Source organism: Marinobacter suaedae, assembly GCF_030519635.1.
Lineage (GTDB): Bacteria > Pseudomonadota > Gammaproteobacteria > Pseudomonadales > Oleiphilaceae > Marinobacter > Marinobacter suaedae.
Genome location: NZ_JAUMIS010000001.1, coordinates 1,684,151 through 1,708,631, shown reverse-complemented (window position 1 = coordinate 1,708,631; position 24,481 = coordinate 1,684,151). Strand labels below are relative to the sequence as shown.

At 57.2% G+C, this 24,481-nt stretch carries 22 protein-coding genes; 11 read left to right on the top strand and 11 right to left on the bottom strand.

Features of this window, described 5'->3' with window-relative positions:
* The first annotated feature begins 166 nt into the window (after positions 1-166).
* The 4 genes from QVZ43_RS07780 to QVZ43_RS07765 all read left to right on the top strand — a co-directional run bounded on the left by QVZ43_RS07780 (position 167) and on the right by QVZ43_RS07765 (position 6,554).
* Positions 167-1,150, top strand: coding sequence for a helix-turn-helix domain-containing protein (locus QVZ43_RS07780; protein WP_302909475.1), 984 nt, complete (start codon positions 167-169; stop codon positions 1,148-1,150).
* A 183-nt stretch (positions 1,151-1,333) separates the two neighbouring features.
* Positions 1,334-2,815 carry a parallel beta-helix domain-containing protein gene (locus tag QVZ43_RS07775; RefSeq protein ID WP_302909474.1) on the top strand — a complete coding sequence of 494 codons (1,482 nt, stop codon included), beginning with the start codon at positions 1,334-1,336 and terminating at the stop codon, positions 2,813-2,815.
* A complete protein-coding gene (locus QVZ43_RS07770) occupies positions 2,766-4,100 on the top strand; it encodes an SO2930 family diheme c-type cytochrome (protein ID WP_302909473.1) in 1,335 nt (444 codons plus the stop codon). The genes QVZ43_RS07775 and QVZ43_RS07770 overlap by 50 nt, the downstream gene beginning before the upstream one ends.
* A 162-nt stretch (positions 4,101-4,262) precedes the next feature.
* Positions 4,263-6,554, top strand: a complete 2,292-nt coding sequence (locus QVZ43_RS07765; RefSeq protein WP_302909472.1) for a tetratricopeptide repeat protein — start codon at positions 4,263-4,265, stop codon at positions 6,552-6,554.
* Between the two features lie 49 nt (positions 6,555-6,603).
* On the opposite strand, the gene katG is transcribed toward QVZ43_RS07765, so the two are convergent.
* Complete coding sequence (katG, locus tag QVZ43_RS07760) at positions 6,604-8,826, bottom strand: catalase/peroxidase HPI (protein WP_302909471.1); 2,223 nt, start codon at positions 8,824-8,826, stop codon at positions 6,604-6,606.
* Between the two features lie 338 nt (positions 8,827-9,164).
* On the opposite strand from katG, the gene QVZ43_RS07755 reads away from it, so the two are divergent.
* Complete coding sequence (locus QVZ43_RS07755; protein ID WP_302909470.1) at positions 9,165-9,482, top strand: hypothetical protein; 318 nt, start codon at positions 9,165-9,167, stop codon at positions 9,480-9,482.
* On the opposite strand, the gene eutC is transcribed toward QVZ43_RS07755, so the two are convergent.
* The 4 genes from eutC to QVZ43_RS07735 form a co-directional block, all read right to left on the bottom strand.
* A complete protein-coding gene (eutC, locus tag QVZ43_RS07750; RefSeq protein WP_302909469.1) occupies positions 9,479-10,330 on the bottom strand; it encodes an ethanolamine ammonia-lyase subunit EutC in 852 nt (283 codons plus the stop codon). The genes QVZ43_RS07755 and eutC overlap by 4 nt on opposite strands.
* A complete protein-coding gene (locus QVZ43_RS07745; RefSeq protein WP_302909468.1) occupies positions 10,323-11,735 on the bottom strand; it encodes an ethanolamine ammonia-lyase subunit EutB in 1,413 nt (470 codons plus the stop codon). The genes eutC and QVZ43_RS07745 overlap by 8 nt, the downstream gene beginning before the upstream one ends.
* Before the next feature lie 90 nt (positions 11,736-11,825).
* The gene (locus QVZ43_RS07740; RefSeq protein ID WP_302909467.1) at positions 11,826-12,581 is read right to left on the bottom strand and encodes a putative 4-mercaptohistidine N1-methyltransferase; all 756 of its coding nucleotides are present in this window, start codon (positions 12,579-12,581) and stop codon (positions 11,826-11,828) included.
* 94 nt (positions 12,582-12,675) lie between these two features.
* Positions 12,676-13,530: an Nmad3 family putative nucleotide modification protein gene (locus QVZ43_RS07735; RefSeq protein ID WP_302909466.1), complete on the bottom strand. Its 855-nt coding sequence runs from the start codon at positions 13,528-13,530 to the stop codon at positions 12,676-12,678.
* A 121-nt stretch (positions 13,531-13,651) separates the two neighbouring features.
* Between QVZ43_RS07735 and QVZ43_RS07730 the strand changes: the two genes are divergently transcribed.
* The 5 genes from QVZ43_RS07730 to QVZ43_RS07710 all read left to right on the top strand — a co-directional run bounded on the left by QVZ43_RS07730 (position 13,652) and on the right by QVZ43_RS07710 (position 17,861).
* Positions 13,652-14,179, top strand: a complete 528-nt coding sequence (locus tag QVZ43_RS07730) for a YqiA/YcfP family alpha/beta fold hydrolase (RefSeq protein WP_302909465.1) — start codon at positions 13,652-13,654, stop codon at positions 14,177-14,179.
* Positions 14,180-14,331: 152 nt separating this feature from the next.
* A complete protein-coding gene (locus QVZ43_RS07725) occupies positions 14,332-15,360 on the top strand; it encodes a TRAP transporter substrate-binding protein (protein WP_302909464.1) in 1,029 nt (342 codons plus the stop codon).
* Positions 15,361-15,468: 108 nt separating this feature from the next.
* A complete protein-coding gene (locus tag QVZ43_RS07720; RefSeq protein ID WP_302909463.1) occupies positions 15,469-16,062 on the top strand; it encodes a TRAP transporter small permease in 594 nt (197 codons plus the stop codon).
* Between the two features lie 35 nt (positions 16,063-16,097).
* Positions 16,098-17,384, top strand: a complete 1,287-nt coding sequence (locus tag QVZ43_RS07715; RefSeq protein WP_302909462.1) for a TRAP transporter large permease — start codon at positions 16,098-16,100, stop codon at positions 17,382-17,384.
* Positions 17,385-17,420: 36 nt separating this feature from the next.
* Positions 17,421-17,861, top strand: a complete 441-nt coding sequence (locus QVZ43_RS07710) for a universal stress protein (RefSeq protein WP_302909461.1) — start codon at positions 17,421-17,423, stop codon at positions 17,859-17,861.
* Between the two features lie 56 nt (positions 17,862-17,917).
* Here the strand turns inward: QVZ43_RS07710 and QVZ43_RS07705 are convergent, their stop codons facing one another.
* The 5 genes from QVZ43_RS07705 to QVZ43_RS07685 form a co-directional block, all read right to left on the bottom strand.
* Positions 17,918-18,958: an extracellular solute-binding protein gene (locus QVZ43_RS07705; protein ID WP_302909460.1), complete on the bottom strand. Its 1,041-nt coding sequence runs from the start codon at positions 18,956-18,958 to the stop codon at positions 17,918-17,920.
* Positions 18,955-19,725 (bottom strand): spermidine/putrescine ABC transporter permease PotC, encoded by a 771-nt coding sequence (potC, locus tag QVZ43_RS07700; protein WP_302909459.1) that lies wholly within the window; start codon positions 19,723-19,725, stop codon positions 18,955-18,957. Before potC ends, QVZ43_RS07705 begins: the two co-directional genes overlap by 4 nt.
* Entirely contained in the window at positions 19,722-20,579 is an 858-nt protein-coding gene (gene potB / locus QVZ43_RS07695; RefSeq protein ID WP_302909458.1) for a spermidine/putrescine ABC transporter permease PotB, read from the bottom strand. The genes potC and potB overlap by 4 nt, the downstream gene beginning before the upstream one ends.
* The gene (gene potA / locus QVZ43_RS07690; RefSeq protein WP_302909457.1) at positions 20,572-21,702 is read right to left on the bottom strand and encodes a spermidine/putrescine ABC transporter ATP-binding protein PotA; all 1,131 of its coding nucleotides are present in this window, start codon (positions 21,700-21,702) and stop codon (positions 20,572-20,574) included. Before potA ends, potB begins: the two co-directional genes overlap by 8 nt.
* A 127-nt stretch (positions 21,703-21,829) precedes the next feature.
* Positions 21,830-22,897 (bottom strand): TRAP transporter substrate-binding protein, encoded by a 1,068-nt coding sequence (locus QVZ43_RS07685; protein ID WP_302909456.1) that lies wholly within the window; start codon positions 22,895-22,897, stop codon positions 21,830-21,832.
* A gap of 179 nt (positions 22,898-23,076) precedes the next feature.
* On the opposite strand from QVZ43_RS07685, the gene QVZ43_RS07680 reads away from it, so the two are divergent.
* Entirely contained in the window at positions 23,077-23,454 is a 378-nt protein-coding gene (locus tag QVZ43_RS07680; protein WP_302909455.1) for a thiol-disulfide oxidoreductase DCC family protein, read from the top strand.
* On the opposite strand, the gene QVZ43_RS07675 is transcribed toward QVZ43_RS07680, so the two are convergent.
* Positions 23,445-24,449, bottom strand: coding sequence for a DUF2235 domain-containing protein (locus QVZ43_RS07675; RefSeq protein ID WP_302909454.1), 1,005 nt, complete (start codon positions 24,447-24,449; stop codon positions 23,445-23,447). The genes QVZ43_RS07680 and QVZ43_RS07675 overlap by 10 nt on opposite strands.
* Between the last annotated feature and the right edge of the window lie 32 nt (positions 24,450-24,481).

The window sequence follows — 24,481 nt, the reverse complement described above, 5'->3', positions numbered from 1 at the left end:
TGAAAAAGTCTGCCCATTGCATTAGGCTCGTTGCGCAGTAGAACAACAAAACACGAGCGATACAGAGGTACGTGCTTTGCTCCTTCTGACAGGATTCGGTCTGGGCTGCCTGGCTTGCCTGTTTTTCATTATTGCGCGGGATTTCCGGCACTTGCGGGTTGGGCAGGTGTTTCTTCTTCTGCTGTGTGCGGCAACCGCCTATCTGGTTGCACCGGTGATTCCGCAGGAATGGCGATGGGTGGTCGCTGATCTTCAAACCGCGGCGCCCGGCCTCATCTGGGTACTCTGCCAGCTCATTTTTGCACCCAAGCCAAAGTTCCGCTCCATTTGGGGGCTGATGGCCCTGTACAGTTTTCTCGCGCCGGCTCTGGCCAAACCCTTTCTTCCCGACAGCGACGCATCACCGGTGGCCGTTTTCTTTGGCCTCAAACTCGGCCAGTGGTTTGAATATGTCGTGGTTTTGCACGGGCTTTACTATGTGATTCGCTATTGGCGAGAGGATCTCGTTGAATCCAGACGCAAGGCGCGACTGGTCTTTCTCGTTATCGTATGCGGGGCGGTAGGCATCGCGACTATTTCGCTTAATTTCGGTCTGTTGAATGACTACAGCCGCGGGATCATCGTGAGCCTGGCCGCGATGATATCCCTGATCTGCATGGTGAGCGGGCGCGAGGGAATCCTCGCGCTGACGCAGGAAAAGCCGTCCACGGAATTGGAAGCGGCAACACCTGCGACGGGAACCATCATTGAAGACCTGCCGCAGCAAGCACCTGAACCGGTAAATGATCAGGATCTGGAGGCCCTGAATGCCCTGATGCAAAGGGGCTTTTTCACCACGGAAAAGCTGACCCTAAAGCAATTGGCCATTGCTCTCGAAATTCCCGAATACCGGGTTCGAAAACTCATTAACCAAACGTTGGGGTATCGAAACTTCAACGACTACATTAACCATTTGAGAATCAAGGAAGCCGCCAAACGACTTGTTCTCGAGTCCGAAACACCTATCCTCAACATTTCACTTGATGTCGGATATCGAACACTCAGCTCATTTAACAGGGCGTTCCGGGACATCATGGAAACCACGCCCACGAAATTTCGCGAACAAAAATTGGCAAAAACATCCGAGCAAATTCTTCAAAATACAGATTGAAGGATTTGCTCATTACTAAACATTACAGCTCTAATCTACTGTTATTACTGGCTTTTCAATATTTGCACAGACCCCACTCAGTTCTGCACACCCGTTGTTCTGGCAAGCATCCCCCTCCCCGCATAGTGTTCGATTACGCATTTACAATAACGAACCAGCAATAACAACAACGGAGAACGTGCAATGGCCACAGGCTCTACCCCCCTCTTTCGCCGCTCAATTCTGGGCACCGCTATCTGCGCGGTCATGCTCACCGGTTGTGGAGGCAGTGATTCAGGTTCAGGTGTCTCCTTCCCGGAAGGCGCTATCATGTTGCCGGCGGAAAACCTGACCCAGGCCGCCAAGGAAGCATTTATTACCGCCGAATCCGGTGATGTGATCGTGTTTCCTGAAGGACGTTTCGAGCTAGACGACACTCTGACCTTTGATGGGGACACTGACGGCGACAACATTCCCACCAAGAACATCACTATCATGGGTTACGGAAAAGATAAGACCATCTTGGACTTCGGTCAGTCTGGAGGCGGTGACGGAATTTCTATTCAAAACGCCGCGGATATCGAAATTCGCGATCTCGCCGTTTACGAGGCGCCTAGCAACGCCATTAAACTGAAAGACACCAGCGGCATCATCATTGACGACGTGGCGACTGTTTGGGAAGGCGACCTAGATTCTGGCAATGGAGCCTATGGAATTTATCCGGTCGAATGCGACAATATCTTGATCGAAGACTCATATGTCCGCGGCTCCGCCGATGCGGGAGTATACGTCGGCCAGTCGCAGAACATTGTGGTTCGTCGCAACATTGCTGAAGAAAACGTTGCAGGCATTGAAATTGAAAACTCGATGAATGCTGATGTTTACGACAATATTGCTCGCGGCAATACCGGTGGCATCTTAGTGTTCGATCTTCCGATAGGCCAGAGCATTTATGGCTCTACAGTTCGGGTATTCGACAACCTCATTGAAAGTAACAACACTGACAATTTCGCCAACACTAGTGATTCCGCAGCTGGCGTACACATTGTGCCCCCAGGCACGGCTGTCATTGTGTTGTCTACTCCGGATGTCGAAATCTACAACAATATCATTACTGACCATGACACCCTGTCTGTAGCAATCAGCAGTTTTGTCCTTGCAGACGAGGGGCTCCTCTCCGATCCTAAATATCCACCCATCATTCAAGACGGCTGGCAGCCTGTACCCCGCAATATCAATGTGCATGATAATTCGATCACCATTTCCGGAACCAACCCCCGCGGCAAGCTGATCAAGGATATTATCGCCGGTTATCTGCTAGACCCCTCCAAAGGAAAAATGCCGACGATCCTTTACGACGGTGTTGGAGAGCTGCTTGCCAATGCAGGTGTTTCAGCATTGGGTGCACCTTTCGGCCCCGAAGACGCAATTTGCGCATCCAACAACGGAGACATCAGCTACGGCCAAGTGTATGGAACTACTCCCGATGGCACCAACCTTGACGGAAGTACCAATCCGCCTAGCCCAAAAGCCAGTTTGCTCCTGGATGAGCCTCAGAATGAGCTTCTGGCCTGCGAAAGTTCACCTGAGCGCCTGACCGCCTCCAAAGCAACCATTGCTGGCAAGTCCTACGGTTGTGGCAGTGACGAAACCGGGGACGCCAGCGCCGCATCCTGCAGTCTCTAATTTCGGATTTTTTTTGTCTATCGAACAGGCATTGCCAGGCTCCTCGTCTGGCAATGCACCTGTGGAGTTACTCATGCAATTCAAAACATTTTCACGAACTAGCCTGGGCCTGGTAATTGCGGCTTTGTTGACCGCCTGTGGAGGCGGTGGCGGCGGTGGAAGCACCGACACCGGTGGCAATGCGGGCAATGGTGGCACCCAGTCTGCCTGCGAAAGCACCGATGGAGCCATTAACCAGAAGGCCCTGGCCAGTGAGAACTGTGCGTCGTTGTCGAGCTACCGTCTGTTTGCCGATAGCTCAAACCCGACCACCAACCCCAACGGTACCGGCATTCCATTTGACCTGAACACCCCGCTATTTACTGACTACGCTACGAAATACCGGTTTGTTTTCGTTCCGGAAGGAGAGCAAGCCCAGTACAGCAAAAATGAAGCCTTTGATTTCCCGGTTGGCACTGTAATCAGCAAGACATTTTCTCTGCCCGCAGATACCGGCGTTCGCGGCTTTGACAATGAAACACTTATTGAAACCCGGCTTCTGATCCATCGTGAAGCCGGCTGGGTCGCCCTGCCGTATATCTGGAACGCAGCAGGCACAGAGGCCACGCTCGCGGTTGCCGGAGGCGCGAGCAAGCGGACCATCGTACACAATGGCAATCAGTTTGATTTCACCTACCGTGTACCGGACGCGAACCAATGCAAGCAGTGCCATCAGTACAAAGCTGTTTCAGGCGGATCGGTTAGCCAAATCACTCCGATTGGCCCTAAGGCACGCAGTCTGAATGGTAACTTCGACTACGCCTTGGGCACACTGAACCAACTCACCTACTGGGAAGATGCCGGCATTCTCGCCGGACTGCCCGTGGATCTGAACAGCGTACCGAAGATTCCTGCCTACCATGACGGCGACGAGCAAGGCCTTTACAGCAAGTCGGAAGCCGAACTGCTTGATCTTGCGAAGGGTTACCTCGATACCAACTGCGCTCATTGTCATCGCCCTGAAGGCGGTGCCAGCAATACCGGCCTTAAATTGGAGTACTGGCGTGATTTTGAAAGCGACAGATATGCCCACGGAGTATGCAAAAAGCCAGTAACCTACGGAGGCGGAGCGCTGAGCTTCGATGTTGTTCCTGGCGACGCGAATCAGTCCATCATGCATTTCCGTATGAACGCAAATACACCACTTGATAAGATGCCAATGCTTGGTCGTGATCTAGTTCACGCAGAAGGCGTCGCATTGATTGCTGCATGGATCAATAGCCTTACTGGCTCCTGCACGCTTTAAAGAGCAATCGAGGCAAAAAGGGCACCACCAGTGGTGCCCTTTTTTTACCCCTTTCCCGGCGAACCATCAGCCACAGGACAAAACAGGACTATGCTAGTAACCTGAAGAGATCCAAATAAAAATTATCCCCTGCAACTGAAAAGGATCTTCGGTGGCAATAACATGAAACTTCTGGAAACCTGCCTTGCTGCCCTGCTGGGCCTGTCATTCGCCTCTCTGGCCCAGGGTTCGGAGTCTCCATCTCAATCCTCCGAAAGCTCCGGCTATGCCCCCGCAGAATCTTGTGCCCAATGCCATCAATCCGAGCAAGAAAATTGGCGCCACTCTGATCACGCGTGGGCAATGAAGCCTGCCAAAAACCTTTCGGTACTTGGCGATTTCGACAACACCGCTTTCGATGATGGAGCGGTCAAGGCCCGGTTTTTCCAAAAAGACGAACGTTTCTGGGTGAACATCGAAGGGCGGGACGGCTTTGAGGACTTTGCCATCACTTACACCTTCGGCCACTACCCGCTGCAGCAATACCTGGTTGAAATGCCAGGCGGCCGCCTTCAGGCGCTCACCATTGCCTGGGACAACCGCCCAGAAGCCGAGGGTGGCCAACGCTGGTTTTCGCTCTACCCGGGCCAATCCTTTGCGCCGGACGATCCGCTTCACTGGACCGGTCGCTACCAGAACTGGAACGCCATGTGCGCGGATTGCCACTCCACATTCCTGACCATGAACTACGAGCCTGATTCCGACACCTTCGCCACCACCTGGCAGGAACAAAACGTGGGTTGCCAGGGCTGCCACGGGCCCGGCCAACAACATGTCCAGTGGGCAAAAGCACTGCCCTCCGAATCGGATGACTCATTCTCCGCCAGCGATATGAAACTACTGGTCGACTTCCGTTCCATGGAATCCCGTGACGTCATCGAAACCTGCGCCTACTGTCACAGTCGGCGCCAGCCTTTGAAAGATGGCCAGCATGCTCAGGAGCCGTACCTGGACAAAGCCTTACCCGCCACGTTACGCCCGGAACTTTACCACCCGGACGGCCAGATTCAGGGCGAGGTGTATGTGTATGGCTCATTCATTCAAAGCAAAATGAACGCGGCCGGTGTCAACTGTCTGGATTGCCATGATCCCCATACCGGTAAACGGCTGGTAGAAGGTAATGGCCTGTGCCTGCAGTGCCACAATGAGGCACCCTCCGAGCGCTTTCCTCGGCTCCAGCCAAAAAACTACGACACGCCGGAACACCACCATCACCCCGCTGGCTCGCCCGGTGCCCAGTGCGTGAACTGTCATATGCCGGAGGAAACCTACATGGTGGTGGACCCGCGCCGGGATCACAGCTTCCGCATTCCAAGGCCAGACCTGACGCTGTCCACCGGGGCGCCGAACGCCTGCAACGACTGCCATCAGGACAAAGACGCCCTGTGGGCACTCGAAACGGTCGAAAACTGGTATCCAGACAGCAAACTCTCAGACCATTTTGCGTCCGATCTGAGCGCTTTTCGGCGAGCGGAGCAGAGTGCCTTCGGCCGGCTCGCCGGGCTGGTCCGGGACCGCAGCGCGCCCGCCATTGCCCGCGCCACGGCGGCTGAGCATCTGGGCAGTTTCGGCCCGCAAGCGGTATCACCGCTACGCTCCGGTCTGTTGGCGAAAGAACCTCTCGTTCGGGCATACGCCGCCGGAGCCTTTGCCCAGCTATCTCCGGAAGGCAACGAAAGTTTTCTTCTCAAACTGCTGGATCAGGCGCAACCAAGAGCCGTTCGGGATCAGGCATGGAGAGCGCTGGCCGGAGTGGACCTGGAAGGTAGGTCAGAGATCGAACAGCAAGAGATCACTGCGTTCCAGGCAGACTACGAAAACCGGCTGGCAAGCCTTGCCGCATTACCCGGCAGCCGATTTCATTACGCCACCTATCTGCACCAGGCCGGGCGATATGCGGAAGCTTCTAAGCAGTACCAGCAAGCCCTTGCACTGGATCCAACCTTCACCCCGGCCCGAGTCAATCTGGCAACCATGGCCAGCGAACAGGGTGATCTTCCCCTTGCAGTGGAGACCCTCAAGGCCGGTGCGGACAGACCTGAAATTCCGGATACGGACCGAGGACACCTCGCCTACCTCTTGGCGCTAGTGCTGGTGGAGCAGGGAAACAGCTCGGCAGCGCTCAGACGATTCGAGCAAGCAGCGGATCTGAATCCGGATAATCCCAGGATCGGGTACAACCACGCGCTGGTATTGGGGCAGGAGAAACGCTGGCAGGACGCCGAGAACGTTCTGGCTAAATCCCTGAAGCAGCACCCGGATGACTATGGCCTGCTGCAGGCTGCAATCTACATTCTCATTGAGCAGGGGCAGCTGGAAAAAGCCCTGGGCTATGCGCGTCGGATGCAGTCGCTTTACCCTTCGGACAATTACGCCAACAGCGTGGTCCGCGATCTGGAGTTACGCACGCAATGAAAAAGCCGCCCCGGAGGGCGGCTTTGCTTCTTCGTTATCCGGGTCAGTTTCAGACATCAAACCGATCCGCATTCATCACCTTGGTCCAGGCAGCCACGAAGTCATTCACGAACTTCTCCCTAGCATCATCCTGGGCATACACCTCTGCCAGTGCACGCAGCTGAGAGTTGGAACCGAAGATCAGGTCCACCCTTGTACCGGTCCACTTCACCTCACCGGTGTTACGATCCCGGCCTTCGAACACATCCTCGTCATCGGAGCTCGGCTTCCACTCGGTGTCGAGATCCGTCAGGTTGACGAAGAAATCATTCGTCAGCTGTCCGGGCGTCTTGGTAAACACCCCGTGCTGAGCGTTCTGGTAGTTGGCGTTCAACACCCGAAGCCCGCCAACCAGAGCGGTCATTTCGGGAGCGCTGAGCCCCAGCAACTGGGCGCGATCCACCAACATTTCCTCGTCAGACACGGCGAACTTGGTCCGGCGGTAGTTGCGGAATCCATCGGCTTCAGGCCGCAGGTATTCAATCGCATCGGCGTCCGTCTGATCATCCGTGGCATCCGTACGGCCCGGTGCGAAGGGCACGTTGACGGACTGGCCCGTATCCTGAGCCGCTTTCTCAACCGCAGCACAACCACCGAGAACGATCAGATCCGCCAGCGAGACTTTCTTGTTGCCGGACTGGCCGTTAAAGGCGGACTGAATGCCCTCGAGCGTCTGCAGCACCTTCGCCAGTTGCTGAGGCTGGTTCACTTCCCAGTCTTTCTGGGGAGCCAGACGTATGCGGGCACCGTTGGCACCACCGCGCATGTCTGAGCCTCGGAAGGTAGACGCGGATGACCAGGCTGTATAGACCAGTTCGGACACAGACAGGCCAGAGTCCAGAATCTTGCTCTTGAGGTCGGCTGCATCCTGATGGTCAATCAGTTCATGGTCGACGGCCGGTACCGGGTCCTGCCAAATCAAGTCTTCCTGCGGGACTTCCGGGCCGAGGTAACGGGCTTTCGGCCCCATGTCCCGGTGAGTGAGCTTGAACCAGGCTCGGGCAAAGGCGTCCGCAAATTCGTCCGGGTTATCACGGAAGTGTTCGGAAATCTTCCGGTATGCCGGATCTTCCCGCATGGCAATGTCGGCCGTGGACATCATGATCGGCACTTTCTTGGAAGGATCTTCCGGATCCGGCGCCATGTCACTTTCGGTCAGGCCAATCGGTTTCCACTGGTTGGCACCCGCAGGGCTCTTGGTCAGTTCCCACTCGTACTTGAACAGGACATCGAAGTAGCCCATGTCCCATTTGACCGGGTTGGCTGTCCAGGCACCTTCCAGGCCACTGGTGATGGTATCCCGGCCTTTACCGCTGCCATAGCTGTTACGCCATCCGAAGCCCTGCTCTTCAATCGGGGCACCTTCCGGTTCCGGGCCCACGTTATCCGGATCGCCAGCGCCGTGTGCCTTACCGAAGGTATGCCCGCCGGCTGTGAGAGCCACGGTTTCATAATCGTCCATGGCCATTCGGGCGAAGGTTTCACGAATGTCCTTGGCGGAAGCCAGCGGGTCGGGGTTACCGTCCGGGCCCTCAGGGTTAACATAAATCAGCCCCATCTGCACCGCCGCGAGCGGATTTTCCAGGTCACGATCGCCGGAGTAGCGGCTGTGGGGCTTGTCGCTGGTAGCCAGCCATTCATCCTCGGCGCCCCAGTAGATATCTTCTTCGGGCTGGTAGATATCGGCCCGACCACCTCCGAAACCAAAGGTCTTGAAGCCCATGGTTTCCATGGCCACGTTACCGGTCAGGATGAACAGGTCGGCCCAGGAAATCTTGTTACCGTACTTCTTCTTGACCGGCCAGAGCAGCCGGCGGGCCTTGTCCAGATTACCGTTATCCGGCCAGCTGTTCAGTGGCGCGAAGCGCTGGTTGCCCGTGCCCGCACCCCCGCGGCCATCACCGATACGATAGGTACCAGCCGCGTGCCAGGTCATGCGGATAAAGAACGGACCATAATGGCCATAATCCGCCGGCCACCAGTCCTTGGAGTCGGTCATAACTGCGGCCAGGTCTTTTTTGACCGCGGCCAGATCCAGGCTCTTGAAGGCTTCAGCGTAGTTAAAATCCTCCCCGAGCGGATTGGATCTGGGTGAGTGCTGGTGAAGGATGTTGAGGTTCAGCTGGTTCGGCCACCAGTCACGGTTCGAGGTGCCCTCACTGTCCAGTCTGGTCATGGCGCCGTGCATTACCGGGCACTTTCCTGCACCCGGCTGATTTGTTGTTGAACTCATGTCTTTCTCCGGTTCTGCTGCTATGGATGAGGCAAATACCAAGATAGACCACGTTCATTACACCGCTTGGCAGGATCGCACTCTGCCGAGAAACGCGATCGGTACTCGCAACACTGCGTGTTTGTGTAAACTTATATGTAGCAACGGATGGGAGCTGCCGACAGTAAGAATTTCTAACCGCAGCAATAGTTTTTGGTTTTCAGGAGGACGTGCGGGGGTTAAACGCAGCTGCGCGAACGGGTTCCCGGGTTACGAAATCGAACTGGATTAAATTTAACCAATTCCCGATAATCGCGACCACTTTTTAAACAGCCGTTTAAATTTCGAACAGAGGTCCCATGCCGTTATTCAACATCGCTCAAGCCCTTATTTTCATTGCTCTGCTGATTAACACCGTGCACCTGATGCCGGCGATGGGCCGCTGCTTTCGTTCTGCCGAAACCGCTCTGCAATCCGGTCTGCTTGGGGCAACCCTTATGGTGCGCCTGGCACGCAACACCCTTGGCATGGTGCTGGTCACCGCCGTCACCGCCCCGAACCCGGCGGTGCATGCCATGGTGCCCAAGGGCATTGCCCTGTTCGTCACCCTCGCGGTCGTTAATGTCCTGCTGACACAACAACGCCAGCGCCGGCAGGTGGAAGGACTGCCCTTCTAAAGCGGGAATCCAGGTCCGGTGTCGGGTCGGCGAGTCAGGAAATTCTTGTTGGCCCGGCCACCTTCGATCACCGTATCATCCGTTCTGTCCTTGAGCCCCACGCCCGTGAATTTCAGGCGACGCGCTTCCCGCATCAGATAAAGCAGGCGGCGACAGGCCTCCTCAGCAGACAGCCCTCCGGGCCGCACATTCGATATACAGTTGCGGCGTTCATCGGTCAGCCCGCCCTTCGGCCCGAAGGTAAGGTAGATCCCCAGACTGTCTGGCGAACTCAAGCCCGGACGCTCGCCAATCAGCACTACGACCATGCGGGCATTGAGCCGCGCGCCGATTTCATCTCCGATGGCCACCCGTCCTTGCTCCACCACGGTCAGCGGGGCCAGTGTCCAGTCATGATTATCCTGTTCAAGCGCGTTCAAAAGTCCGCCGACCATAGAAGGTGCCGTGTTCTGCACACCCACGGACGACAGGCCATCGACAATCACAATGGCCAGGTCGACTGGTTCATCCAAGCTCGCTGACGGTAGCCGGGCCCGGCTCTCGTCACTCAGTTGCCGACCAAGGTCCGGTCGCTGCAGATAAGTGAACCGGTCTCCGGCGCAGCTCTCAAGGACAATGGGTGGGCTCGAAAGGTGCTTCTCAATGGCAGGTGTCAGGTTCGCCATCAAACCAGCAACATCCAGCGGCAGGTGCACCGCATCCCGGGCCCGTGCGTGAGCCAGTTGAAAGGCGAGAAGCTCCGGGGTGGGCAAGCTGACACCCGCCCGCCCCAGGCCAATACGGGCATCGGTAAAACGTCTGAGCGCTCGCCAGTGATTGGCGACGACCGGAGTTTTCGCTTCACTCACTGGCAATCTCCCCTGGCAGCCCCTTGAGTCGATCACGGAATACGGACGGCATGACCGAACTCGGCTCAGACCGGTTCACATCCCTGAAAATGTTCATTTTCGCCAGCCACTGCTCGAACTCCGGGGCCGGCTTCAGGCCAAGGGCCCGCCGCACATAAAGGGCATCGTGAAAGGAGGTAGCCTGGTAATTGAGCATGATGTCGTCCGCCCCCGGTACCCCCATGATGAAGTTACAGCCCGCTACGCCCAGCAGGGTGAGCAGGTTATCCATATCATTCTGGTCGGCCTCGGCGTGGTTGGTGTAGCAGATGTCGCAGCCCATGGGCAGGCCCAGCAGCTTGCCGCAGAAGTGGTCCTCAAGTCCTGCCCGGATAATTTCCTTGCCATCAAACAGGTATTCCGGGCCGATAAAGCCCACCACCGTATTCACCAGCAACGGGTCGAACTTGCGTGCCACCGCGTAGGCCCGGGCCTCACAGGTTTGCTGGTCCAGTCCATGATGGGCATTGGCCGATAACGCGCTGCCCTGCCCGGTTTCAAAGTACATGACGTTGTTACCCACCGTGCCCCGGTTCAGGGCCAGCGCCGCGTCCCGGGCTTCGGCCAGGTTTTTGAGATTAAAACCGAAGCTGCGATTGGTGGCCTCGGTGCCGCCGATGGACTGGAACACCAGGTCCACCGGCGCACCCTGCTCAATGGCCTCCAGGGTGTTGGTGACATGGGTCAGCACACAGGACTGGGTGGGAATGTCGTATTCCTGAATCACCTCATCCAGCATCTTGAGTAATCGGCTCGCCTGGCTCAGATTGTCGGTCGCCGGGTTGATGCCGATGACGGCATCACCACTGCCGTACAAAAGCCCATCCAGAATGCTCGCCGCGATGCCGGTGAGATCATCGGTTGGATGGTTGGGCTGAAGACGCGTGGAGAACCGACCCGGCAAACCGATGGTACTGCGGAAGGCTGTCGTCACCTGGCACTTGCGGGCCACCAGGATCAGGTCCTGGTTGCGCATCAGCTTGCTGACGGCCGCCACCATTTCCGGGGTAAGGCCGGGCCGGAGTGATGCCAGCGCTTCCGAAGACGCCTTATCGCTGAGCAGCCAGTTCCGAAAATCTCCCACCGTCAGATGGGATACTGCACTAAAGGCCGAGGCGTCATGCTCATCCATAATCAGCCGGGTGACTTCGTCCTGCTCGTACGGTACCAGCGCTTCGTTCAGAAACAGGCTCAGGGGTAACTCCGCCAGCTTCATCTGGGCGACAACCCGCTCTTCGTCCGAACTGGCGGCCACGCCCGCAAGCCTGTCTCCGGAACGGGCTGGCGTGGCTTTCGCCATCAAATCCGCCAGATTCCGGAACGTCCAGGTACGTGCCCCTAATTGATATGCGTATTGATGGTGCATGATGTTCCCTGAATTCCATCCCTGAACTGTCGGCAGCAACAACCATGCCGCCCCGAATTCAGTGTAGCGTGGCCACCAACGCTTTAAGCGCTAGACGTCCACCCGCTGCCAGACCGTCAGTTCGGAAAAACTGTGCTGGAATTTGTTGCGGGTTTCGCGAATCACGAACGGCAGACTGCGGGGCTGCCCAAGCAGACGAAAATTCGGTGCCAGCGTATCCCGCAGGCCATCGAGCGTGCCGTACGGCTGGCCATCTTTCAGGAAACCGCCCACCCAGGACTCCCGGGGCGTGTATTCCTCAAGCCAGGTGTAGGGTGAAGCAATGACCAGCAGGCCATCGTGGGTGAGGCGCTCATGGATGGTGGTCAGGAATCTGGCCGGATCGTACAGGCGATCAATGAGATTGCCGGCCAGAACAAGGTCGTAGTCCTTGAACTGGGGTGGCAGATCACAGGCATCGCCCTGGTGGAAAGCCACCCGTTTCGGAGTTTGTTCCAGCCCCAAGTGTTCCAAAGTACGCTCCTGATGGGTAAACAGCTCGCCTTCTTCGGGGCGGGCGTAGCGGATCACCTTGTGGATGGCCATTTCCTTGCAGGCCTGGACAAACCGATTGGAGTAATCAATACCATCGACGTGATCGAACACTCTGGCCAGCTCGAAACTGGTGCGCCCGCATGCACAGCCGATATCCAGGGCCCGCCCAGAGTAACGTCCATCCATCGCCTCCAGAGCCGCATCCGCCAGCTCCTTCGGGAAGTTCGGCTCGCCGTGCCAGAGTTCACCAAAGTGGAACTCCAGATATTGTGCAAGTGCGGCGTCGTGCTCATAAAACCCGTTGGATTGCATATCCATGGCCTCCGCTTAGGCATCAATGAGTGCTACTGACCATCTTACAAGGTTTCACCGGCCCCGGTACGAATCCAGTCGCGCTGGCCGGCTATCATCCTCTCTTGGCAAGCAGCCCATCGATCCAGGGCGGCAAGTCAGCGTAGTGGTCCAGGTCCAGCACGAATTCCTGGCCGCGAGCGGCACAGGAGAGGTAACACCAGGGCGATTCATGGTGCCACCGATCGCCTTTCGTGTGATAACTCAACGGAGCCCGGTCCGGGCCCGGGAAGAAGGCTTCAGGAAGACGCCACTGAGTGGGCAAACGCCCGTCTGGATAAGTCAGTACCTGCGACTTTTCAAGTAGTGGGAAAACGCCGCTGCCCGGATAGACGCCGCCCTGCCAGGACACCCGGACTCCGTCCGAAGCCAGGTAGAGCGTATCGGTCCCATCCCCGTGTCCCTGCAGGTGCGGGTGATAGGCGGCCCAGGGCAGGCGGTCCGGAGTCTCACTGGTTACCGGCACCACCTCGCCAATGTGCAACCATCCCCAGATGGCATGAAATGGCCGGGTGCCCGGCACAAACCGCCAGCGCCGGCGCCAGAGTTCTGCCTGGCGAAACACCCCGAAAAACAGGAACAGATCGCCTTCGCCCACCCCCTGATTGCGCAAGTGCCCCTGGGCGGCCCCCGCCTGCCCCAGCACTGGTCGCCAGCCGGCTAACCGGGGATAAGCCGGCGCCACGATATCCGGGTCCAGATGGGCACCATGACCACCACGAACTCGCCCGCCGCTCAAGTCATGAACCAGCTTGCCCAGCGTTCGTTTACCGGCCCGAATATCGCCATAACGGATACCTGACCGTGCATCGGGTATGGGTAAAACACACAGACTACCGTCCGGCATGACCGGGCTGGGGCAGCCACCGGCGGAGGAATCAAAACCCTTTCGGCTCAGAATCAAGCGCATGAATCAGCTCGAAATACCTCGTTAAACACAAGAACACAGCATAGGTCAGTGGCTGGACATCCAGACACGAAGCCGGACACCATAACTAAACTTCCACTCAGGTTCACACAGGGTATTAACCATGACAGCCCCAGAGTTCCACGTTTTCCTGTCCCACGGCCTGGAAAGTGGCCCCGGCAGCACCAAGATTCAGGCGATGAAAGACGTTGCCGACGCTTTTCCCGGGGTGACGGCCACAGCCATTGACCATCGAAGCTCCAGAGACCCGGAAGTTCGGTTCCGGCAAATGGCAGAGGCCATGTCCGAAGCCGGCGCCGTGCCTGCGCGCACCATCCTGGCAGGGTCCAGCATGGGCGGCTGGGTCTGTGCGCACACCAGCAGCCAGACGCCAGTGCTCGGCTGCTTCCTGCTGGCCCCGGCCCTCGCGCTGCCTCAGTACCCGCAATCCAGCCCACGTATCCAGGCGACCTTCACACAGATAATCCTTGGCTGGGAGGACGATGTGATTCCGGTGATGCCGGTTCTGGAACTCGCCCGGGACCAGAGACTGCCGGTGCTGGTGTTGCCGGACGGACATCGCCTTGAAAACAGCGTAGAGCGGGTAGCCAGTGAATTCAGAAGCTTCCTCGGGAAATGCCTTGCGGTGTGAGCCGGCGTCGCTTTTCAGCAGCTTACGAGCGGTTCATAAACTCGGTAACACCTTGACTAATTTGGCCAATTTCTTGCGAAAACGGTTACGCTTTGCCAGTCTTAAATAACTGGACAATAAAACTCAGACACAAAAGGAACGGAGAAAACCCGATGAGTAGGATGAACAAATTCAGAAAACTGGCCGGAATTTCAGCGTTCGCATTTGCGGCTATGACCGCGGTTAATTCGGCTAACGCAGCCAACTGGCGTTATGCTCACGAAGAATACGAGGGTGACGTCCAGGACGTTTACGCTTACAAGTTCAAGGAATACATCGAAGAGAATTCAGACCATACCCTTCAGGTGTTCCGCTTCGGTGAACTGGGCGAATCCGATGACATCATGGAGCAGACCCAGGCGGGCATCCTGAACTTCGTTAACCAGTCACCTGGCTTTACCGGTTCGCTGATTCCGGAAGCACAAATCTTCTTCATCCCGTACCTGATGCCGACGGATATGGAGACCGTTGTTGAGTTCTTCCGCACCAGTGAAGCGATCAACGAGGACTTCCCGGAGCTATACGCCGACAAGGGCCTGGAACTGCTGAAGATGTACCCGGAAGGCGAAATGGTGGTTACCGTGGATGAGCCGGTCACCGAGCCTGCCGACTTCAACAACAAAAAGATCCGGGTGATGACCAACCCGCTGCTGTCCGAAACCTACGCAGCCTTTGGTGCCACTCCGACCCCGCTGCCCTGGGGTGAAGTATACGGTGCCCTGCAGACCAACATGATCCAGGGTCAGGAAAACCCGATCTTCTGGATCGAGTCCGGCGGCCTGTATGAAGTGTCCCCGAACCTGGTCTTCACCAAGCACGGCTGGTTCACCACCGCCATGATGGCCAACAAGAGCTTCTACGACGGCCTGTCTGACGAAGACAAGAAGCTGGTTCAGGACGCAGCGGATTTCGCTTTCGAGGAGATCATACAGCACATTGATGGTCTGGCAGACGAATCCCTCGCCAAGATCCAGGAAGCTTCCGATGACGTCACCGTCACTCGCCTGAGCGACGAGCAGATCGCTGCTTTCAAAGAGCGGGCTCCACAGGTTGAAGAGAAGTTCATCGAAATGACCGGTGACACCGGTGAAGAACTGCTCAACCAGTTCAAGGAAGACCTCGAAGAAGTTCAGGGCGAGTAACCTGAGCCGATCGACTCCGTCAGCAATTGCTGACGGAGTCTTGCTTCAACCTCACCCCTCGGGGGGCCTGACCTTCCGTTCGGGGTAGCAAGTTCTGGAGAGCATTCCATGGCCGAGAATTCCCCGGATCTCACGGACGATACAAGCGGCTATAAGTCGGGCCTACCCGGTTTCCTGGGCACCATCGACACCTGGATCAGCAAAATAGAGGCCGTCATGCTGGCCCTCGGCGTGATCCTGATGGCCATCAACACATGCGTGAACGTGATCGCCCGCTATGTGTTTGGGGAAGGACTGTTTTTCTCTGGTGAAATCAACCGGATTCTCATCATCCTGATCACCTTTGCCGGCATCGGCTACGCAGCCCGCCACGGACGTCATATCCGTATGTCTGCGGTCTACGATGCCTTGCCGACCAAGGCCCGCAAGGCGCTGATGATCTTCATTGCACTGTTCACCTCGGCGGTGATGTTCTTCCTCTGTTACTACTCATACCAGTACATCGAAACCCTGTATGGCCGGGGTCGAATTCTGCCGGCGCTCGGCATCGAAATCTGGCTGATTTACATCTGGGCGCCCATCGGCTTTGCCATTACCGGCATCCAGTACCTCCTGACCGCCATCAAGAACTTCACCAGCAAGGATGTGTACCTGTCCACCGGTGTCACAGATGGCTATTCCGATACCGAAACGGAAGTGTAAACCCAGCAGCTGAAACCAGGTAAGGATACGAAAACATGGCCACCATAATGATGCTGATCATGATCGGGCTGCTGCTACTGGGCTTCCCGATGATGGTTCCCCTGATCGCCGGCGCGATCTACGGCTTCGTGATGATGTTTGATGGCTTTAGCCAGATGGGGACCTTTGTCCAGCAAATGATGGGGGGTATTCGCCCCGCTTCCCTGATTGCCGTCCCCATGTTCATACTGGCTGCAGACATCATGACCCGGGGCCAGTCAGCCGATCGTCTGATTAATATGGTGATGGCCTTCATCGGCCATGTGAAAGGCGGCCTGGCCATCAGTACCGCCACCTCCTGCACGCTGTTCGGCGCAGTCTCCGGTTCGACTCAGGCAACGGTAGTCGCGGTGGGATCGCCCCTTCGGCCGAAGATGCTCAAGGCCGGTTACTCAGACCCGTTCACCCTGGCACTCATTATCAACGCCAGTGATATTGCCTTCCTGATTCCTCCCAGCATCGGCATGATCATTTACGGGGTTATTTCAGAAACCTCCATCGCCGAGTTGTTCATCGCCGGTATCGGCCCGGGCGTGCTGATCCTGTTCATGTTCTCCATCTACTGCCTCATTTACGCCTACAAGAACAACGTTCCGACTGAGGAGAAGGCCAGCTGGGGTCAGCGGGCGGTCGCTGTGCGGGAGGCCACCTGGCCACTGTTTTTCCCGGTCATTATCGTTGGCGGTATCTACGGGGGCATTTTCAGCCCGACCGAGGCTGCGGCTGTGTGCGTGCTCTACGCCTTCCTGCTGGAATTCGTGGTGTTCCGCTCGCTGAAACTCGCCGACGTATACAAAATTGCCAAGTCTACGGGTCTGATCACGGCGGTGGTGTTTATCCTGGTGGCCGTGGGCAACGGTTTCTCCTGGATCATTTCATTCGCCCAGATCCCTCAGGCCATCCTGTCGGCCGTCGGTGTTAACGAGGCCGGCCCGGTAGGGGTGCTGATCGCCATCTGCGTGGCGTTCTTTATCGCCTGTATGTTTGTGGATCCGATTGTGGTGATCCTGGTACTGACACCGATCTTCGCCCCCGCCATTGAAGCCACGGGGCTGGACCCGGTGCTGGTGGGCGTTCTGATTACCTTGCAGGTGGCCATTGGCTCGGCCACGCCGCCGTTTGGCTGTGACATATTCACGGCCATCGCCATATTCAAACGGCCCTACCTCGAGGTTATCCGGGGCACGCCTCCATTTATTTTCATGCTGGTCGCTGCAGCAGGGCTGATCATTGCATTCCCGGACATTGCCCTGTTCCTGCGTGATCTTGCCTTCCGGGATTAGCGAGGGTGCTGACCGGAATCGCTCAAGGAGAAAGCCATGTTCAACAGGATCCTGGTTGCTGTGGACGGCTCCAACAACGCGCTTAAAGCGTTGGAAAAAGCGGTGGAGCTGCAGAAACTGACCGGTGCGGAAATCTATCTGCTGTGCGTCTACAAGCATCACAGCCTGTTCGAAGCATCCCTGTCTATCGACCGGCCAGCGGGTATGGATATCCCGGACAAGATCCTTTCCGAATACGCCCGGGAAGTGGTCAACCACGCCAAGGAGTTGGCGACGGCCCAGGGCGCGGACTCAGTTCGGGGGTTCGTCAAAGGCGGAAAACCATCGAAAACCATTGTGGCCTTTGCGCAGGAAAAGGGCGCTGATCTGATTGTGGCTGGCTCCCACGGCACAAACAGTGACAGGGACGGGCTGGTGCTTGGCAGCGTGTCCCACCGGATTGCTTCACACAGCAAATGCCCCGTTCTGATCGTATAGACCCGCCATAAAAAACGGAGGCCAGCGGCCTCCGTTTTTGTTTCAAACTGCGCCGATTAGCGGCCAGATTTCAACATCTCCCAGTATTTTGCATAGATTTGCAGGGCTTCATCGCCAATATCCGTCTGAAATTCTGCGTTGGCCATGTCATTGGGCGTCGGGTAGCTGGCCCGGTTGCTGGCCACGTCCGGCGGCAGCAGATCCCGGGCCGCCAGGTTCGGCGAAGCGTAGCCGATGTCCTCGCTGATCAGGGCCGAGATTTCCGGCCGCAGCACGAAGCTGATGAACTTGTGCGCCGCTTCCGGGTTCTTGGCGTTCTTCGGAATCACGAAGCTGTCGAGCCAGGCGATGATGCCTTCTTTTGGATAAATGTATTCCAGGGACGGCAGGGTTTCCTGGCCCATCACGGCCTCACCATTCCAGATCATGCCAATGTCAGCTTCGCCCTCCAGAAAGGGCATGCGGGGCGCATCGGAATTAAAAGTACGGACCGACGGCATCAATTCTTTCAGCTTCTCGTAGGCGGCTTCGATCTCTTCCGGGTTGGTGCTGTTGCCAGAGTAGCCCAGTACCCGCAGGCCGACGTGGAACACTTCCCGCATGTCGTTGGTCAGGTTAACCCGGCCTTCAAAGCGCTCATCCCACAGATCTTCCCAGGCCTCGACCGGTTCACCTTCCACATCGGCGGTGTCCACACCCAGGCCGGTGGTGCCCCAGAGGAATGGAATGCTGTACTGGTTGTCGGGATCCACATCCAGGTTGACCAGGTCCTGGTCCAGGTTTTCAAAACCCTCTATCTTGCTGCGATCAATCGGCATCAGCAGGTCTTCCTGCCGCATCTTGCTCACATAATAGGTAGAAGGCACAGCCAGGTCATAGGCCGCGCTGTCATCCAGCAGTTTGAGCCGGGCGTACATGGCTTCGTTGCTGTCGTAGGTGGTGTAAACCACCTGGATACCCGTCTCTTCCTGGAAACGATCCAGCACTTCCTGTGGCATGTATTCCGACCAGTTATACAGGTTGAGAACCTGGGCCTCCTCGGAACTACAGCCGGTCAGCACGACGGCCAGCAGACCAGCCAGTGCGATTTTTTTCATCGTTTACTCCTTATCAGGATCCATTGAGACAACATCAGCATTACCAGTGAAAACACCAGCAACAGGGTACCCAGAGCATTGACCTCTGGTTTCAGGCCGACGCGCACCATTGAGTAAATGCGCAAGGGCAAGATTTCATAACTGGGGCCACTGACAAAGGTGCTTACCACCACGTCATCCAGGGACAGTGTGAATCCCAGCAGCCAGCCCGCCAGCAGGGCCGGCATGATGGCCGGAATCAGCACCGTGCGAGTCATAACGAAGTCCGTCGCCCCCAGATCCCGGGCTGCCTCCGGCAAACTCTCATCAAAGCCACTCAGTCGTGCCATAACGGTAATCACCACAAACGGCAGACAGAAGGTGACGTGCGCCAGCAACAGCGACACATACCCCAGCTGCAGCCCTACCAGCAGGAACAGGGCAAGCAGTGATATGGCCAGCACAATTTCCGGCGACATCATCACCACAAAGAGCATGCCATTGAGTACTTTCTTGCCCCGGAATCGGTACCGATGCAGCGCCAGAGCTGTCAGCGCGCCGATCAGGGTAGACACCGTGGCTGCAGACAGGGCCAGCCACAACGAGTTCCACATGGCCTGAACCATAGCCGGGTTATTGAACAGGGCCTCGTACCACCGCAGGCTGAATCCACCCCAGGCATAGCCCGTGCGGGAGTCGTTGAATGAAAACACCACCAGAACCAGGATCGGCACGTACAACAGCACATAAACCAGCGCCAGGTAGGCGCGGGGAAACCAGCGGATCATGCGCCTTCCTCCCCGAGACGCCGCTTACTGACCCGGTGCGCCAGCAGCAACACCGCCATGGCCAGGGTCAGCACAATGCTGGCCGCCGCCCCGAAGGGCCAGTTTCGGGCATCCAGAAACTGATTCTTGATCACATTGCCCACCAGCAGATTGCGGGAACCACCGAGGATATCCGGCACGAAGAACAGACCCATGGCAGGCAGCAGAACCAGCATGACACCCGCGATGACCCCCGGTAGCGTCAACGGGACAATGACGTGGATAAAGGTTGGCCAACGACCGCCCCCCAGATCGTGGGACGCCAGCAACAGTTCTTCCCGCAGGTCATCAAACACCGAGTACAGCGGCAGGATCATGAACGGCAGCAACAGGTAAACCAGCCCAATGATGACGGCACCTTCGGTGTAGAGCAGCTTGAGCGGCTCTTCGATCAGTCCAAGAGACATCAGGCCGTTATTCAACAGGCCATTGGTGGCCAGAATCAGTTTGAGCGCGTAGGTCCGGACCAGAGAGTTGGTCCAGAAGGGCACAATCAGCAGGAAAATGAGCAAAACCTGCCTTTGCTTGCCCACCCTGGACAGCGCCCAGGCAAAGGGATAGCCGATCAGAAGGCAGATCAGGGTCGTAATCGCGGCCATGTACAGGGAGTGAAGGAACACTTCGAGGTACAGGGGGTCCATCAACTGCCGGTAGGCGTCCAGGTTGAGCGGCAGAGAAATGAACGACGACGGGTCTCGGGTCATGACGCTGGCACCCACCACCATCAGGTTGGGTGCCAGAACCAGAAACAGCAACCAGCCCCAGACCAGAGCCAGGACTGCGTATTTAAAGGGTTGTTGGCGGATACTATGCATCGGCTTGCAACGCCTCTTCCACCGATCCTGAAGTTTCCCCTTCCTCTTCCGGCAACAACCACTCCCAGCCATCCACCCAACTGACCTTCACCGGCTCGCCCAGACGGTAGTCGAAGTTGGGGTCGTCCTCGTCAAAGAATTCACTGGCCAGGACCTCCGTACCATCCACCAGGTGAATCACTGAATCCAGCGTGCTGCCCTTGTAGTTCCGCTCAACCACTTTGCCCACCAGTCCACCTTCGTCATCAGGCTCCAGCACGCGGATATCTTCGGGGCGCAGAAGGACATGCAGTTGCTGACCATCCCGGATGGTAAATTCCGGACGACGGAGCCGGCGCTTCAGCCCGTGCACGTCTACCAAAATGGTGTTGTCTTCCTGGCTCTCGACAACGCCGGGCAAGAAGTTGGTCTCGCCGACAAACCTGGCAGTAAACAGATTTGCTGGCCGTTCGTAGACTTCCCGAGGTGTACCCAGCTGCTGGACGAGGCCGTCTTTCATGACCACCACCCGGTCGGACATGGACAGGGCTTCCTCCTGGTCGTGGGTGACAAACACAAAGGTAATGCCCAGCTCCCGCTGCAGGCGTTTGAGTTCCCCCTGCATGGTGCGACGAAGTTTGTAATCCAGTGCCGACAGCGGCTCATCCAGCAACAACAGCCGGGGGCGCTTGACCACGGCCCGGGCAATCGCCACCCGCTGCTGCTGACCACCGGATAGCTGGTGGGGTTTACGGTTAACGAATTCCCCCAGCTGCACCATGTCGAGGACGTCTTTGACCCGCTGGCGGATTTCATCCTTCGGGCGCTTTTCCATTTTCAGGCCATAGGCCACGTTGTCGAAAACCGACATATGGGGAAACAGCGCATAGTGCTGGAACACGGTATTCAGGGGGCGGTATTCCGGCACGACATGGGTCAGATCCGTGCCATCAAGGGTAATTGTGCCGCTGTCAGGGTGCTCGAAGCCGGCCATTAACCGAAGCAGGGTAGTCTTGCCGCAACCGGAGGGGCCCAGCAAGGTAATGAACTCACCGTCCAGGATATCGAGATCGAGGGAATCCAGTACGGTTCGATCACCGAAATGCTTTGACAGGCCGCTCAACGAGAGCAATGTCTTCTTCATTGGCACACCCCCTTGAAAAAAGCGCCATTCTTCCAGAAAGCCTCTGACAACAGAAGCTTGCCAGTGATAAGGGGATGTCAGGATATTCCGAAACCCGGCGCAGACGCGCCGGGTGAATGAATGGAATTTATTCGCCGGCGACGCTGTCCAGATAGGCCTTATCAGAAATATTGGTCCACTGCCGAACCTGCTTCAGATAGTTGCGCTGGGATGAGATGATTTCCTGCGCCAGCGGGTCACCTTCGGCCACCTCTTTCAGGCGCTTATCGGTGGCTGCTCGCAGGGCTTCGATCACCTCCGCCGGGAACGTCCGGTGTGTCACATCCGGGTAATCGTCCTTCATCCGGCTCCAGGCTTCACCACTTGAGTGCGTGCTTTGGATGTACATATCGTAGGCCGCAGTGCGCATGGCGACGCGCAGAATCTCCTGCAGATCGGGCGGCAGCTTCTCCCAGCTCTTCTGACTGATCAGGAACTGAACCTCGGCACCAGGCTCCTGCCATCCGGAGTAATAGTAGTTCGCAATCTGGTGGAAGCCCATATTGAAGTCCAACGCAGGCCCGACCCATTCCACCGCATCGATGGTTCCGCGCTCCAGCGAGGTATACAGTTCGCCCGGCGGGATGTTCGTTACCGCCACGCCCAGTTCTGCCATGACTTCACCGGCGAAGCCCGGAATCCGCATCTTCAGGCCGTCCAGATCCTCTACGGCATTGATCTCCTTGCGAAACCAACCGCCCATCTGGTTGCCGGTGTTACCACCGGGAAACGACAGCAGGCCAAAAGGCTCGTACACCTTGCGCATCAGTTCCATGCCCTCGCCATGATAGAACCAGGCATATTGCTCCGGCGCGATCATGCCAAAGGGCACGGTGGTAAAGAACATGGCGTTGGGAATGCTTCCCTTGTAGTAATAGGAGGCGGTGTGCCCCATGTCGTACTGCCCGTTGCGCACCAGGTCGAAAATGCCAAACGGGGCTTTATGCTTGTTGGCCGGATCGATGCGGATCTGCAGGCGGCCATCAGACATCGTTTCCGCCATATCGGCCATGTGCTGCACCGTTTCCGCCAGAATAGGCGTGTTGGGCCCCCAGGTCTGGGCCAGACGTAAGGTGTGGGTTTCCTGGGCATGGCTGAGCGGCCCGGCAGCAAGCAACAGCAGAGCCACCAACCCGTAAGTCAGACGTTTGATCATGTTGGGCATCCTTCGGAGTTGTTTTTACGATCTTTTTTATTCCATGTGCCCGAATAGTAGCTTGCAACGAACGCCCACGGAAAGCCCCCGCTCCACGACGACTCATCTGGTTTACGGCGCAACGGCGTACCTACTTCAGAACTTCACAGGTTCAGGAGTCTGGCTGGTTGGGAGGTCCTATGACGAATCAGGGCGACACACTGTTTTACGACGGGCGCTGCCCCTTGTGCCGGCGAGAAATACACACCCTGCGCAAGCTTCAGACCGGCGGATTGAGCTTCGTCGACATTCACGAATCCGACAAAGTGGCCGCCGGAATCCCGAGCCGTGAATTGCTGCTGCGCCGGTTGCACCTGAGAACCAGCGACGGCCACTGGGTGGTTGGCCTTCGGGCCAACGTGCAGGCCTGGTCCCACACCCGGTTTGGCGTGCTGTTCAAGCCACTGCTCTGGCCCGGCGTGTTTGCCATCGCTACCCGGGTCTACGAGAACTGGGCCGATCACCGGTATGAGCGCAAATATCAGTGTGCGGTGCGGCAATCACCCGATCAGTCCTGAGGTTTCAGGTTGGGTGGCCGGTACTCCGGATCCTTCTTACAGCGTTCATGCACTGAGGGGTGGATGCTGGTGTCGATGCCCTCGGGGTCAAGGTCACGGATCAACGGCTTCTTGAACCGGAATATGTGTCGGCGGGAGTTATGCAGTTTGGCCCGGGCATCGGGCCTGGCGCCCTTGGGCAGATGGGGCTCGATATCCAGGCCCACTGCAGCCGCTTCGTCAATCATCCAGGCCAGTGCAATGTCGGAACTGAACAGGCCTTTATCGTCCGGTTCGTATCCGCCCCCGATGTCACTGTGGGAACCGGCAAACCAGACCTGCTTCAGATCCAGACCGGTCCGTGGCTGCCAGAGTGTAGGCTCGAAATCCTCCCGGCGTTCATCGATGGCCAAGGCATGGCGGGCGAAAGCAACATTGGGCCCCAGCTTGGTGTCGTAGAACTCATCGGTGCGTTCAAACAGTCCCAGCAGAGAAAACGGCACACCCAGCGCACCGACGGTATCCCAGACACCCACGAAGGTGATTTTCCGGGACGGGTGGCAGTGTTTTTTCCGGAACTGCACTGATTTCTCGCCTTCCGGTGCAAAAGGCTTGCTGGTCCGCTTGTAATGCTCGAAGGCTTCCTGAATCAACGGAGCGCTGGGGCGCTTGAGTATGCCGCAGTTGTTGATCAGGCCGCACAGGGACCTCACGGTATAGGCGCCGCGACTGAAACCGAAGAAATAGAGCTCAGCCCCGGCCTCGTAGTTCTGCACGATGTAGCGGTAGGCATCCATGATGTTTTTGTGGATACCCTGGCCGGTTACCCCGCCAACCACCGTCTGGTAGTAGGAGCCAATCCCCCAGTCGTAGAACACCTGCTGATCGGTACCGTCACTGGCCACCGGACGAATCGCCCGCGCCATGCGCAGGACGTTGGTAGGGAAATCCTTCTGAAGATCTTCTTCGGGCCGGTTCCAGGTCCCGTCTGCGCAGATCACAATTCGTTTTGCCATGGCACCCTCCGTTGCCTGCTCAACGACCGTCG

What these genes read in the sequence shown, in the direction of transcription:
- QVZ43_RS07775 (WP_302909474.1), top strand. Translation starts at nt 1,334, where the DNA reads ATGGCCACAGGCTCTACCCCCCTCTTTCGCCGCTCAATTCTGGGCACC.
- QVZ43_RS07765 (WP_302909472.1), top strand. Translation starts at nt 4,263, where the DNA reads ATGAAACTTCTGGAAACCTGCCTTGCTGCCCTGCTGGGCCTGTCATTC.
- katG (WP_302909471.1), bottom strand. Translation starts at nt 8,826, where the DNA reads ATGAGTTCAACAACAAATCAGCCGGGTGCAGGAAAGTGCCCGGTAATG.
- QVZ43_RS07755 (WP_302909470.1), top strand. Translation starts at nt 9,165, where the DNA reads ATGCCGTTATTCAACATCGCTCAAGCCCTTATTTTCATTGCTCTGCTG.
- QVZ43_RS07745 (WP_302909468.1), bottom strand. Translation starts at nt 11,735, where the DNA reads ATGCACCATCAATACGCATATCAATTAGGGGCACGTACCTGGACGTTC.
- QVZ43_RS07740 (WP_302909467.1), bottom strand. Translation starts at nt 12,581, where the DNA reads ATGCAATCCAACGGGTTTTATGAGCACGACGCCGCACTTGCACAATAT.
- QVZ43_RS07735 (WP_302909466.1), bottom strand. Translation starts at nt 13,530, where the DNA reads ATGCGCTTGATTCTGAGCCGAAAGGGTTTTGATTCCTCCGCCGGTGGC.
- QVZ43_RS07730 (WP_302909465.1), top strand. Translation starts at nt 13,652, where the DNA reads ATGACAGCCCCAGAGTTCCACGTTTTCCTGTCCCACGGCCTGGAAAGT.
- QVZ43_RS07725 (WP_302909464.1), top strand. Translation starts at nt 14,332, where the DNA reads ATGAGTAGGATGAACAAATTCAGAAAACTGGCCGGAATTTCAGCGTTC.
- QVZ43_RS07720 (WP_302909463.1), top strand. Translation starts at nt 15,469, where the DNA reads ATGGCCGAGAATTCCCCGGATCTCACGGACGATACAAGCGGCTATAAG.
- QVZ43_RS07715 (WP_302909462.1), top strand. Translation starts at nt 16,098, where the DNA reads ATGGCCACCATAATGATGCTGATCATGATCGGGCTGCTGCTACTGGGC.
- QVZ43_RS07710 (WP_302909461.1), top strand. Translation starts at nt 17,421, where the DNA reads ATGTTCAACAGGATCCTGGTTGCTGTGGACGGCTCCAACAACGCGCTT.
- QVZ43_RS07705 (WP_302909460.1), bottom strand. Translation starts at nt 18,958, where the DNA reads ATGAAAAAAATCGCACTGGCTGGTCTGCTGGCCGTCGTGCTGACCGGC.
- potC (WP_302909459.1), bottom strand. Translation starts at nt 19,725, where the DNA reads ATGATCCGCTGGTTTCCCCGCGCCTACCTGGCGCTGGTTTATGTGCTG.
- potB (WP_302909458.1), bottom strand. Translation starts at nt 20,579, where the DNA reads ATGCATAGTATCCGCCAACAACCCTTTAAATACGCAGTCCTGGCTCTG.
- potA (WP_302909457.1), bottom strand. Translation starts at nt 21,702, where the DNA reads ATGAAGAAGACATTGCTCTCGTTGAGCGGCCTGTCAAAGCATTTCGGT.
- QVZ43_RS07685 (WP_302909456.1), bottom strand. Translation starts at nt 22,897, where the DNA reads ATGATCAAACGTCTGACTTACGGGTTGGTGGCTCTGCTGTTGCTTGCT.
- QVZ43_RS07680 (WP_302909455.1), top strand. Translation starts at nt 23,077, where the DNA reads ATGACGAATCAGGGCGACACACTGTTTTACGACGGGCGCTGCCCCTTG.
- QVZ43_RS07675 (WP_302909454.1), bottom strand. Translation starts at nt 24,449, where the DNA reads ATGGCAAAACGAATTGTGATCTGCGCAGACGGGACCTGGAACCGGCCC.